Origin of the sequence: Neobacillus terrisolis (assembly GCF_051233475.1) — a bacterium.
Taxonomy (GTDB): domain Bacteria; phylum Bacillota; class Bacilli; order Bacillales; family Cytobacillaceae; genus Bacillus_BU.
This window is the reverse complement of record NZ_JBKFGH010000027.1, coordinates 30,833-45,069: the sequence shown is the minus strand read 5'-3', so window position 1 is coordinate 45,069 and position 14,237 is coordinate 30,833. Positions and strand designations below refer to the sequence as shown.

6 protein-coding genes are annotated in these 14,237 nt (G+C 33.9%); all 6 read left to right on the top strand.

Features of this window, described 5'->3' with window-relative positions; all coding sequences use genetic code 11:
• Position 1: 1 nt before the first annotated feature.
• The 6 genes from ACI48O_RS16720 to ACI48O_RS16695 all read left to right on the top strand — a co-directional run bounded on the left by ACI48O_RS16720 (position 2) and on the right by ACI48O_RS16695 (position 14,234).
• Positions 2-928 (top strand): exonuclease domain-containing protein, encoded by a 927-nt coding sequence (locus tag ACI48O_RS16720; RefSeq protein WP_435562987.1) that lies wholly within the window; start codon positions 2-4, stop codon positions 926-928.
• A 125-nt stretch (positions 929-1,053) separates the two neighbouring features.
• The gene (locus ACI48O_RS16715; RefSeq protein WP_435562986.1) at positions 1,054-3,630 is read left to right on the top strand and encodes an AAA family ATPase; all 2,577 of its coding nucleotides are present in this window, start codon (positions 1,054-1,056) and stop codon (positions 3,628-3,630) included.
• A gap of 1 nt (position 3,631) precedes the next feature.
• Positions 3,632-4,663 (top strand): McrC family protein, encoded by a 1,032-nt coding sequence (locus tag ACI48O_RS16710; protein WP_435562985.1) that lies wholly within the window; start codon positions 3,632-3,634, stop codon positions 4,661-4,663.
• 885 nt (positions 4,664-5,548) lie between these two features.
• Positions 5,549-9,307, top strand: coding sequence for an AAA domain-containing protein (locus ACI48O_RS16705; protein ID WP_435562984.1), 3,759 nt, complete (start codon positions 5,549-5,551; stop codon positions 9,305-9,307).
• Positions 9,308-9,722: 415 nt separating this feature from the next.
• Positions 9,723-11,153, top strand: a complete 1,431-nt coding sequence (locus tag ACI48O_RS16700) for an excalibur calcium-binding domain-containing protein (RefSeq protein WP_435562983.1) — start codon at positions 9,723-9,725, stop codon at positions 11,151-11,153.
• A gap of 267 nt (positions 11,154-11,420) precedes the next feature.
• Positions 11,421-14,234: a DEAD/DEAH box helicase gene (locus ACI48O_RS16695; protein WP_435562982.1), complete on the top strand. Its 2,814-nt coding sequence runs from the start codon at positions 11,421-11,423 to the stop codon at positions 14,232-14,234.
• The last annotated feature ends 3 nt before the right edge of the window (positions 14,235-14,237 follow it).

Here is a 14,237-nt window from a genome sequence, read left to right as displayed (position 1 = left end):
GATGGATTTTATTGCAATAGATTTCGAAATAGCTAATCATGAATATAATAGTGCTTGCTCAATGGGATTGGTGCTTGTTGAAAATAATGAAATCATAGATAAAAAACATTTTCTTATCCAACCGCCAACATTAGATTTCAATCCAGAAATGGTGGAAATTCATGGAATCACACCGAATCACGTAAAAGATTCAAAGAATTTTATTGGAGTTTGGGAGGAAATAAGTAATTTATTTAATGGTACTAATGTATTTGTAGCACACAATGCGCAATTTGATATGAGTGTGCTGTATGCTTGTTTGAAGGAATATAATTTAGATTTTCCGGATTTCACATACATAGATAGTATTCCCATAAGTACAAGAGTTTGCAGAAATGCAGGTGTTGGAAATTCTTTAAAAGATAGATTAGATTATTTTGGGATTCCTTTGGAAAATCATCATGACGCCCTGGAGGATGCTATAGCAACTGCTAAATTAGTAGTTCATTGCGTTAAGTTAAAAAATAAAAAATCACTTGAGAATTATTGTCGTTCATATTGGGATATTCCAATAAAAAGTTTCTCCGAATTAAAGCCAAATAAATCATTTGGAAAAAGAAAAAAATTCAATAATGTAAACGTAAATGAAATAGCAGCTAGTGTTGAAATATTTGATGAAACGCATGTTTTTTATGGTAAGACGTTCGTTTTTACCGGAGAACTTCAAACTATGGAACGGAAAACAGCTATGCAAAAAATAGCCGATTTAGGGGGGACTTTAAAGTCAGGCGTCAGTAAAAAAGTAAATTATTTAGTTGTAGGTAAACAAGATAAATCATTAGTTGGAGAAGATGGATTGAGTACAAAAGAGGAAAAAGCCTATGAATTAATTGAAAAAGGGGTGGATATCAAGATTTTGACCGAAGAAGAATTTGTAAAATTACTATAAAACATTACTGAATATCAAAAATTTTATATTTGTTGATGGAATCAGTTTTACAAAAGTGGATTGTTTAGGGATAAATATCGAAGAGTAATTGCCAAAAATGCTATCCAGTACGAGGGGGAGAAGTTATGACTTACGATGAATTAGAAAAAGCTCTTTTAAAAGACAAATACATAGATATTTCCTTCAAGAAATACTTGGACTTTAAAGAAACTGACCAATATGACGAGGCCTATAAGTTGGAAATACTATCGAGGTTGAATGAATTTATGAACCAGCAGGAAATTACGGAACGGACCGTAACCGACTTGGCCAGAAAAATCCAAAAGGAGAACCCGAACTCAGGGAGTTTTGTTCATTGGAGCAATACAGGAGATTTGGTTAAATTTGCCGAGGAGTGCCCGGTTGAAGTGGCAGAACTCTGGATTCAACTATATAAGTCGAACTTACCCATTGAAGAACGAATAGAGGCTTTCCGTGAAGCAGGGAAAGCCTTCAACCCCCAAATATCACTTGGGGCGCCATTGTTTGGCTATTTATTGGCAGCATATGATTACGCTAAATATCCCCTATATAAGCAGGAAGTATTTACAGATATTAAGAGATCCTACGGGATTGATCTTAAGCTCGGAACTGTAGGTAGTAATTATGAAACATATTTTAATATATGTGAAATAACCCTTGAACATCTTCTGTCTGATTATCCGGAGTTGACTATGCTCGACATTCAAGATTTTTTCTTCTGCAGTACCCAATACCACAAAATTAAGGTAGAAAGTGCAATTGAATATCTTTATAAGAGTGCAGCTGAACTTGCTTTGTTCAAACAAAGCCCAGATCTCATGCTTGAGGCTATTTCAAAAATGGAATTTGATACTCTTCAAACCTTACGAAAAATGTACCAGAATTCCGAAAAGATTAATTTAATAAAATTTAAGGTAATCGAAAAAATCATTGAAATTGGCCAGATATCTTTGGAAGAATTAGAGGAAATTAAGGACGAAGTGAAGCAACGTTACGAAACAAACATTTTGCAATCATGGAACAATTTCTCTATTTTGTTTCAGTTATACTATTTTGATAAGAAAAAGAAGGTCACCGAGGAGCAAAGGAAAATTCACGAAGCTATTCGCCAACTAAACGAAACACAGGGGCTAGTATTTGTTGAGGATAAAGTTCTTAATGGATATAGTTGGAACCAGAATTTTGGCGGATCGGAATGCTGGCTTGCAGTGTATGAAAAAGGTCATTCCACTCACAGGACAGCACCTCAATTTTTCGTCTCAATTGATGAGAATGGAATCCGTTATGGACTCTTGTATGGTGATCAGCATCCGGAGAGGGGTAAAGATACACTATTCACCACAGATTACGAATCATTTACATACGAAGAATTCCAATACAATATGGGCTCGGTGATTAATCAGTATAAGGAAACACTTAACGAAACGGCCCTTGAAGGAGTTAAGGAACAAAAAAATTCATATATTTTTCCTTCACCAATAACAACTGAAACATGGGCAAAGCTACTCGGAGATGAATCTGTAATTAAAAAAAGCGATTTGGAATACCTTTTGAAAATGTTTGAATTTGGTGGCGGAGCAACTGCATCCCAATTGGCTAATGCATTGGATAGACATCCTACCTCATTTACCACACCAGTTGTCCAGCTTGCAAAACGGATAATTGCTGCTACCGGTATCCCAACACCTACAAAAGTGAGCGGGGAGGATTGGTATTGGTGCGTACCTTTTGATGGGGAGTATACTGAGGATAATCATTTTAAATGGATTCTGAAGCCGGCTTTGAAGGAAGCTATAGCCGATTTTGTAATGGAAAAACCTAGAGTGCCCACATTAGTTCCATATACCAAAGAAGACTTTTTGGGGGAAGTCTTTATTGATGAGGAAAAATATGAAACAATTGCCAATTTACTTCATTATAAGAAAAACATAATTCTCCAAGGGCCGCCGGGAGTAGGAAAAACATTTGTGTCCAAACGACTTGCATATTCCCTAATAGGAGAAAGAGATGATGCAAGGGTTGAGATGGTGCAGTTTCATCAAAACTACGCTTATGAGGATTTTGTAATGGGATTTAGACCCGATGAAACAGGCTTTTCCTTGCAAACTGGAATATTCTATGATTTTTGTCAAAAGGCTATAGAAAACCCGGAGAATTCCTACTACTTTATCATTGATGAAATCAATCGAGGAAACCTTTCCAAAATATTTGGTGAATTGTTTTTGCTGATTGAGAGGGATAAACGTGATGAATACGTAACAATGGGATATTCGAAAAAAAAGTTTACCGTCCCATCTAATGTGTATTTGATTGGGACAATGAATACAGCAGATCGGTCTCTTGCACAGCTTGAAGTGGCTCTTAGACGTCGATTTGCGTTTGTATCGGTTGAACCAGCTTTTAACGAAAAATGGAAGCTTTCGCTTTATCATCAGGGAGTAACTGCTCAAATGGTAGACAAGATTTTATATGTTGTTGAAAAAGTGAATAGAGAAATAGTAAGTGATTACCAATTGGGGAGTGGCTATGCTATCGGACATTCGTTTTTCTCTTCAAAGCCGGGTGAAATAGATGAAACAGATTGGTTCGAAGGAATAATAACATATGAAATTAGACCTCTCCTTGAAGAGTATTATTATGATCGCCCTGAAGTAGCAAGGGGCTTACTGGAAGGGATTTAAAATGGATGGAATTTTCAAGGTACCAATTCGGAATCTGTTCTGTCTTTTAAGTTATGCCAATGAGATGCCGGAGCTTGTAAAAAGCTTGAACGATTTTGACGAAGATCTTATCACCTATGATTTTATGGCAACTCAATTTTTGCGGGAAGCAGAAAATATAATTCAGCACCGGTTAGTAAAAAATTATGTTACCCGGGTCGAGCCAACGAAAAACCTAGGTGGTCGCATGTTGATGAATGAATCAATGCCCTTTCTCATTGCCAAGCTGCCAATGGTGGTTTGTGTGAAGGACAATTATTCATCCGAAATTTTGCTTAACCAGGTGATGAAGTCCACATTAAGTGCAATTAGTAGTAATCGCTTTATTAAGGAAGAAATAAGGAAAAAGAGTTTTGTACTGATGGAAGCGATGCCTGAAATAGAGTGCCAGAAGCTTACTAAGGATATGTTTAATAGGATTCAGTTTGGTAGGCACACGGTTCATTACAAGCGGATGGTTCATATCGCTAGGCTTCTCCACGAACTAACTTTCCTTTCGCACAAACGTGGTAACTGGAGTCTCTTTTCAGCTGAGATTGATGAGAAAACTCTTAATCAGTTGTTTGAGAAATTCCTATTCCATTTTTACAGGATTGAACAAAACGAGTATCGTGTGTCGTCAGAAATTATGCAATGGAGACTCATCGGTAAACAGTCGCTTTTACCAACTATGAAAACGGATGTTTCATTAACGAATAAAAACAGCCCGGAAAAGATTGTTATCGATGCAAAGTTTTATAAAAACATCTTTCAGGAGAATTTTGGGAAATCGTCCTTTCACAGCCATAATATGTACCAGCTTTATACATACCTCATGCATCAGCCATCCAGCCTAAGCGTCAGAGGCATTCTAATCTACCCTTATAACGGGATAGAAGTGAATGAAGTATATCAGTGGGATGAGCGGATTAAAATGGCGGTTATGACGATTAATCTCGAGGATTCCTGGACAAATATTTACGATCATCTTTTAAGTGTTTTAAATAAAGAATGAAAGTTGTGGCTATGTAAATTATGCTGGCTTCTTATTAGGTAAATTGAATAGCTTATTAATTGTGCAATATGAAAAATAGTGGTGTTTTGGTGCCAAGTTCGGTTCCAAAAAATAGCTGGTTGATCCCTATGTATGTGGATGGTAAAGGGATCCCAGCTATTTTATTATTTACACTCTCAAAATTGCTCTATTCTTTTGCATCCTTCATTAAATCATCAACAATTAAACACCGGTTTTATCACTAAATTGCTAACCCAAAAGGAAATAGTTTCTAAGGAGTTTGTTTCATCAGGAAATGGTTATGTATATGGAAAACAAATACCTGAATTCAAAGACATATTATCCAAGATGGATCATTAGCTGTAAAAGATTTTAAGGCTAAAGAGTTAAGGGATATTGTTACAAAAACTAAAGATTCATTTAAATAAAAAGGGATAAATAGTATTTATGTTTTACTCTATTAAACCAAACCAAAGCAGCACTGACTAAATTATGATTATTCGACTTTATAGCAACCAAAAGAAAGGTAATTGCTTCATGTTAAATAACCTGTGTTCAGAAATCCAATTGTAAATGTTAAAATAAAATCAAAAATGTTTATTAGTTAATATATTCCGTTAAAATATTCAATAACCTCACTAGTCGTAATATGATGAGGTTTTTCTTTTATAATAGAAGCTGAAATATTAGTATCATTATTTTTGGGAATTATACCAATAATATGACAAAAACCACTTTTTAAAGGTGCTTATTTAATTATTTGATATAATATCATATGTAAAAAGAACTACTCAAGAAATAATATTTTTTGAATACCCAGGATAAATGTTTTACACTCCTATGTTTAGGAGTAGTGCAAGAAACCATTGAAAGAGGTTTACAATTATGAAAGACAAATTGATACATATGAGGGATAAGCTAAATGATATTAGCCGTCGAAATCGCTCCATTCGATTACTTAAGATATATAACAAGTGGAGTTTTGACCTAACTGAGTTAGATAAATTACAAAATGAAATTGAAAGTAAAACAATCGTAGAGAAAATTATCAAGAAAACAAAAAGTGATATTACCATTTTGAAACCCAAATTAGATAATGAAGATTCAATGTTGATATCAAAGAAACTTACAGATCTGCTAAGGAATATAAAAGGAATAGAAGAAGAAACAGGGGTTCATGATTTTTATTTAGGATTTCCTTTTTTATCAGGAACCTTTTCAGACGGAACGTTTTTCCAAGCCCCACTATTTTTATATCCTTTAAGACTTGAAAAGAATAACGTTAACTCTCAAAAATGGATCTTACAATTAGATGAGGGTGAACCTCAAATCAATCGAACTTTATTTTTGGCATTTAAAAAGCTTAATAATCTTAATTTTTCGGAAGAATTTTATGAACAAGCTGCTGAGTGTGCTTCAAAATTTAATTTTGATGAATGGGTATCGTTTCTAAAACAATTTGATTTAAATATATCATTTAGTCCGAAAGGTATCACGAAACTAAAAGAATACAAATCAAATGAAATTCCCGCTGTTACGAATTTAACCTTGATTGAAAATGCAATAATAGGCAATTTTCCACAGGGAGGATCATCCCTTGTTAAAGATTATGAATTTCTAATCGAGCTCTCAAATGAGAGTGATTTAGCTTTGGCTGGCCAATTAATTGCTACACAAGACCAGGAATATTCCGAAGCTGAAGATCTTGACCAAGAAAAAGATGTTATTAAGGACATCACTAAATCGGATATATTAAACCTCTTACAGACGGATGGATCACAAGAAGAAATTCTAAAAGAAGCTCGTTATAAAAAAGGAATAGTTGTTCACGGTCCACCTGGAACAGGAAAGTCCCAAGTCATAGTTAACTTAGTAACTGATGGCCTTAACCAAGGCAAAAAAATATTAGTTGTATGTCAAAAACGAGCTGCATTAGATGTAGTTTACCAAAGGCTAGATAGTTTAGGGTTAACGAATAATATTGCTCTTGTTCATGACGAAAAAAATGATCGTAAAAAACTTTATTCCAAAATCGAATCGTTATTCAATCATAATCCGTTGACAAATGAACAAACAATTAATGTTCTAACTTCAACGACTAAGAAGTTAGCGGAGCAGGAAGAAATGTTGAATAGCATTGCAGATGCGCTGTATAAATATCAGGAATACGGATACAGATTATATGATTTATATGGACTCGCAAAGCCTGTCAGTGAAACAAATCAAATCATCGATTTAAATGAAGTTTTATCTTCATTAAATAAAGATATCTTAGAAAACGTGTTAGAAAGCGTATATACCTATGCGGAATGGTATGAACGATTTGGTGATGACGATTACTCATTGAAAGATCGTAAATCCTTCGCAAGTTTTGATATGAAGGAAAAGCTCCAAGCAATAGAATTATTAAATCAAATAATTGGACAAGCAACAAAATCAGTGGAATACATTAATTCATTGGACCATGAAAAAATAACGCCAGCATATACATGGTTGATCGAAAATAAGTTGGATAAAATTTTTCCTGATTTAGAGGGGGAAAAACGAACACTACATGGGTTGAGATTATGGTGGTGGACCTCTTTCTCAGGAAAATCAATTATAGAAGAATTAATCGAGGGAGAAAAATTTAAGGGAACGAATTCTCCTGAATGGCTAAAGGTAAAAAAATCATTAATATTAATGCATCAGTTAGGTAAAGAGACGAAAAAGATGGCTGATGAAGTTGAAAAACTAAAAAAATATTTTGCAAATGAAAAGATAGACGTTTTTAAACAACGTATTTCTGAAGGGGATATCCCAATAAATGACTTAGACAAAATTCTGGAATATTTGCATCGTGATTTTGAAGATCTACAACAAATGGATGTTTATTGGAATTATTGTTCGGAAGAGACAAAAAAGATTATTGCCAAATTATCGAAAAAAACTTTAATGAATGATGACTATGCCTCACTGCCAGACTATTGGCTTGATTTAGTGAGAAATTCGGCGTATATTCATTGGATCGATAAATCGGAAAAACAAAACCCACAAGTACAAAAGATTTCAACTAATGAATTCTCAAGAATTCGGGAAGCATTTGCTAACCTAATAGAGGAAAAAAGAAATGCAGCGAACCAATACTTAATCCATTCGCTAAACAAGAATGTTGAAACAGTCCAAACAACCTACTCTAGGAGTGTACGTGAGTTAAAACATCAGGTCGGTAAAAAAAGACAGATATGGCCACTTCGTAAGTTGGTAAATCAATTTGCCAATAAGGGGTTAGTGGAGATCATGCCGGTATGGTTAGCCTCTCCGGAAATTGTTTCTTCCATATTTCCATTGGAGGAGGGTCTATTTGACTTAGTTATTTTTGATGAAGCATCACAATGTACAGTTGAAAGTGGAATTCCTGCCGTTTATAGAGCTAAGCAAGTAATCATTGCGGGTGACGAAAAGCAGCTTCCTCCTTTTAATATGTTTCAAGCTAGCTTTGTTAATGACGAGGATGAGGATGAGCAATACGATACAGATGAATCAATCAGTTTGTTAAATTTGGCTAAAAGAAGATTCCCAGAGAAAATCCTTCAATGGCATTATCGTTCAAAATATGAAGAACTAATCAACTACTCGAATCATGCCTTTTATAATGGACATGTCCAAATAGCACCTAACGTTGTTCCGTTTAAAAATCCTCCTGCTTTAAAATGGAAAAAGGTTGAGGGAAGATGGAATAACCAATCAAATGAAATTGAAGCTAGAGAAGTAATAAATACTCTTAAGGAAATCCTTATTCATAAACCAAATAAAACAGTAGGAATCATTACTTTTAACGCTAAACAGCAAACGAAAATATTGGATCTAATTGAAAAAACAGCTGGAGAAGATGAAGAATTTAATGCAGTATATAATCAAATGATGACAAGAGATTTAGATGAAAGAGTTTTCGTGAAGAATATTGAAAATGTTCAAGGTGATGAAAGAGACATCATTATATTCTCAATTGGATATGCCAAAAATGAAGAAGGTAAGATTTATAATCGTTTTGGAATGCTTAATCAAAAAGGTGGAGAAAACCGGCTTAACGTAGCAGTAACAAGAGCAAAGGAAGCAATCACTGTCGTAACAAGTGTTGAGCCTGAAGAGCTGAATGTTGCTAACACATCTCAATTAGGGCCAAAATTACTGAAGGCTTATTTAAAATATGTAAAGGCTGTTTCAAAAGCCCAGGTAGAACATATCCAGGCAGTAGTTCAAGAAATCAATGAAAATGTAAACACGCATGTCCAGTTACAAGAATTACACTTTGATTCCCCATTTGAAGAACAAGTGTATTATCAACTGAGAAATTTAGGCTATGAAGTAACTACTCAAGTTGGTATGTCTGGATATCGGATAGATTTAGCGGTTGTTCATCCTAAGGATTCTTCCAAGTATATTTTGGGCATTGAGTGTGATGGAGCTATGTACCATAGTTCTGCTAATGCAAAAGAAAGAGATGTTTATCGTCAACGATTCTTAGAAAGCAGGGGCTGGAGCATCGAGAGAATTTGGAGCCGTAACTGGTGGAAGAACCCTTCAGCAGAAATTGAAAGAATTGACCAGAAATTAAAAGAGTTGTTAAAGAGTGAAGAAGTTCGGGAAAAAGTGGTATACTAGTTTATGGCTTTGACCTTTGAATTTACATTTAACTATACTAATTATATGTACCTTTGCTTAATAAAAGATGGAAAAAGAATCTCCAATTAAATTAACAATGTACACTTGTAAATGCATTTTTAATAAAGTCTGACCATGTTATAAAGATAATCTCTGTATTGAACGAGTCTACAGAAAAACTTCGTTTAGAGGATTCTTATTTAAATTAATTATGTTAGTTGGTAATAAATAGGCACCTTCTTGTTCAGTTTTGTCCAAGAAGATGCCTTTTTTGTTTTTGCATCCTTGTATGTCTTATTTTGTCGAAAATGAAATAACGATATTAATAAATAGTATAATAATTTTCGAGATTAGATCGTATGACAAATCAGGCGGAAAAATTTTAAAAAAAAATTTCGCTTTATGGAGGGCTATCATGGAGAAGTGGATCGGCAATAGACCTACAATGAATCAGAAGGCATTATTATCAAAATATGAAAAATTATTAAACCAGGCACAAAATACATTATTAACCTCTACCGAAAAAATTCTAAAAATAATAGAGGCAGAATGTGATAAAAATAGTGGTCGGGAATTAGATGGAGTCCTAGTATTAACAACAGAATCTTTCCTATTTCTATCCAAAAGTGAACACATTATATACAAATATACGAAAATTAGTGATCTTGATGTAAGAACCGATGGAAAGGACAAAAATGAGTGGCAATTAACACTTAAGATTGGTCGCTCAAAGCGTAGATTTGATGATATTAAGAAAAATGAGGATAGCCAAGAGTTTATTGAGATTCTAGAATATAAAATTGTTCATCATACACAGGATATAATTACAACAGTTACCCATGATTTTAACTATTTTCTACATGCTGAAAAACTAGAAGATTTACGAACTAGTAATATAAAAATTACTTCATTTCTTATGAAACGAGATGATTTAGGACATACAAAAAATGGTGAAAGACTATTACATGAAAAGCATAAAGATGCAAAACTGATTGTAGAAGGCTTCTATCAAGAAAAACAAAAAAAGGGAAACTTTATTGTCATTGATAACGGTGTACTTTTATATGAATACAATAATAAAGAACGCAAAGCGAGAAAAATAACTATTTGGCCTTATACTTTCTTTTCAAATGCTATGATTGACCACTTTGCAATTAAAACGGTCGTTAGTCATCATGAAGGCAAATTAGTATTAAATAGTTCAGGTAAAATATTTGATGATATTTTATCCAAGGCTAGTATTCCTTTTAAAATAATAAAAAGGAAATGGCATCAAAAGATTCTTGGTTTCCGAAGTGGAAAGTGGTGGAAAAAGTCCATTGCCTCGCTTGTTTACTTATTCACTTTATTGATCATTTTTTCAGTAGCATTTGGGGAAGAAACTACAGAAAAAAACTCAATCAAACCGGCGACTGAAGTAACGAAATCTAATTCCGAAAAGAATGATGATTCTGCCCGCTTAGCAGAGGAGAAACGTAAACAAGAGGAAGAAGCTCGCCTTGCTGAAGAAAAACGAAAGCAAGAAGAAACCGAACGTTTAGCAAAGGAACAGAAAAAACACGAAGAAGCCGCTCGCTTAGCAGAGGAACAGAGACAACAAGAAGAAGCCGCTCGCTTAGCAGAGGAGCAGAGAAAACAAGAAGAAGCTGCAAGGTTAGCAGAGGAACAGAGAAAACAGGAAGAAGCCGCTCAGCTTGCAGCACAACAAGCACAGCAACAGACTAATATATACTATCAAAATTGTTCAGAAGCACGTGCTGCTGGAGCCGCACCTATTTATAGAGGAGAGCCAGGCTATGCCACGCATCTTGACCGTGATGGTGATGGGATTGGTTGTGATAGATAAATAAAATAATAATTTCTTTTAAACGTACTAGAGCTCTATCGCTAGTGCGTTTTTTCTGTATGTTGTTTTTACGTAATTCCTTCTTCTTTTTCTTAGTAAAAAAGAGCTCATGCCAGTATATAAATGTTTGAAAAAAACTATTGATAAAAACTGTATAAATAATTAACAATCTTGAGTCTGCTTTAAATGCGATCTTTTAATTGTATCCAATTAAGAGTAAAATTTTCTTATATTAGTTTAATGACTTTGTACGTCAGGAGAAAATTAATGGACACTATAGAAAAAAAGTTAATCGTTAACTCCGATAAGGGCAATCTACTAAACGAATTAATAAGATCAATAAAAGAATGTGAGCGGTTTTATTTTAGTGTCGCTTTTATTAATTTCAGCGGCCTCCAACTATTACTTGACCCAATAAAAGAAGCTCAGGAGAAGGGTATTTTCGGGAAAATCATTACATCTACATATTTAAATTTTACCGATGCAAAGGCTTTAGAGAAATTAAAGCAATTTCAAAATGTTGATTTAAAAGTGTTTATAACAGATAGAGAGATTGGTTTCCATACAAAGGCGTACATCTTTGAGTATCAAGATAGATATAAGGTTATTATCGGTTCATCTAATATCACTCAAAGTGCGTTAAAAAGTAATATTGAGTGGAACGTTGAAGTTATTTCAAAACAGGATGCTTCATTTATAAAAGATGTATTAAAGGAATACCAAAAAATCTGGAATATGACCGTTGAAGCAGATGAAGATTTCATTCGACAATATCAAGAATTCCTAGAGAGTTTAAAAAGTTCTCAGGTCGCTCAGAAAGTGATTTATGAACATAAAAAATATATAGTTCCCAACCGAATGCAAATGCGTGCAATGGAGAACCTAGAACGACTTCGAAGCTTTGGAGAAAGAAAAGCTCTAGTTATTGCAGCAACCGGAACAGGCAAGACTTATATGTCTGCATTTGATGTTAAAAAATATGAACCAAAGAAGCTTCTATTTATCGTACATAGGGAAGAAATCTTGAAAAAGGCCAAAGAAACATTCGAAACCCTTCTTCCTAATGAAGGAATTACCTTTGGATTGTTGACCGGAAACCATAAGCATAAAACGGCAGAATATGTTTTTGCCACGATTCAAACGATCTCAAAGTGTTATCAAGAATATGAGAAAGACGAATTTGATTATCTGATTATAGATGAAGCCCATCATGCAACAAGTCCAACTTATCAAACCATCCTTGATTATTTTACTCCAAATTTTACCTTAGGTATGACCGCAACACCGGAACGTACGGATGGACGTAATGTATTTGATCTTTTTGATAACAATGTAGCGATTGAGGTTCGATTGCATGAGGCACTTGAAGATGAGCTCGTCATTCCTTTTCATTACTTTGGTATAACAGACATTGAAGGAATTGATTTAAGTGATGTAGACATAGATGATATTGCTGAAATTACCAAAAGATTAAAGGTAAATGAACGGGTTGATTTTATTATTGAGAAGATGGAATTCTATGGCCATGATGGTGAGAAAAGAAAGGCCTTAGGTTTCTGTGCAAGTGTCGAACATGCACAGTATATGACCAGTGAATTCAATAAAAGGGGTTATAACAGCATTTGTTTAACGGGTGAGGATTCACCAACCACACGTGAAACGTTTATTAATAAATTAGAAAATGATCAGGATGAATTGGAATTTATTTTTACTGTCGATATCTTTAATGAAGGTGTTGATATCCCTTCCGTTAATACAGTATTAATGCTAAGGCCGACTAACTCACCAATTGTGTTTATTCAACAATTGGGTAGAGGACTGCGTAAATTCGGTGGAAAGAGCTTTTTAACCGTATTAGATTTCATTGGTAATCATAATAAAACCTTCCTAATAGCATTAGCTTTAAATGGTAGTCGATATTATGATAAGGAAAGTCTTAAAGTTGCAGTAGCTACCGGTTTTGCGAATATTCCTGGAGCTACACATATACAAATGGATAAGATTTCTCAAGATAGAATATTGTCCCAAATTGATAAAGAAAATTTCAATTCCATGAAATATCTGAAGGAAGAGTATAACGAATTTAAAAAACTCAACCAAGGCCGAATTCCATATTTATTACTAGATTATTTGAAGTATGACGGTTCACCAGATCCTGTAAAATTTATTGATCGGGAAAAATCTTATATTCAATTTGTTGCAAAGGTTGAAAAAGATGAGGACCTTAAAAGATTATTGGAAAATGAAGATTTTGAAAGCACCATTAAGGAATTATCGAGTAAGCTACCAATAAAAAGGGTTTATGAGTTTTTAATTATTCGCTATTTGTTAGAACATAAAAAAATAGACCTTCAAATTGCTAAACAAAAAATATTGAAAGAACTAGATAATGTAGATGACGACAGCATAATTCATGCTTTTGAGTGTTTGAATCAAAACTATTATGATAGTATGCAGAAGAAGTCTAAGCCTAAATTATTTCAATATCAAGAAGGACAATTAATTAAAACACAGCTATTCTCAGGCATTTTAGAGAATGAGGATTATTTTAAATATATAGATGATATCATTACCTACGGAATTTTTCGATATGAAAAGGAATTCCAACATGAGTACTACGGTGTTCCTCATTTTAAACTATATGAGCAATACCAAATGATTGATGCTGCACTTCTTTCAAACTACCGGAAAATTCATAGCTCGTTTAGAGGTTCGGGATTACTTACAAATAGCAACGAGTATTTCTTATTTGTGGATTTACATAAAGAGGCCGATGTTAAGGAAAGTATCAATTATAAAGATAAATTTTTTAATCCAAGAGAATTTCAGTGGCAGTCAGTAAATAATACAACTCAAGAGTCTAATAGAGGGAAGGATATTATTTTTAATAAACAAAGAGGAATCAATCTGCATTTATTTATCCGAAAGTACAAAGAGATTGATGGAAAGACTGAACCATACATCTATATCGGAAAAGGAAATGTCGTTCATTTCGAAGGGAACAAGCCGATTACGGTAAAAATGGAGCTCGAAAATGAAGTACCAGCAAGTTTATATACGGAATTTACTGAAAAAGTATAGTCT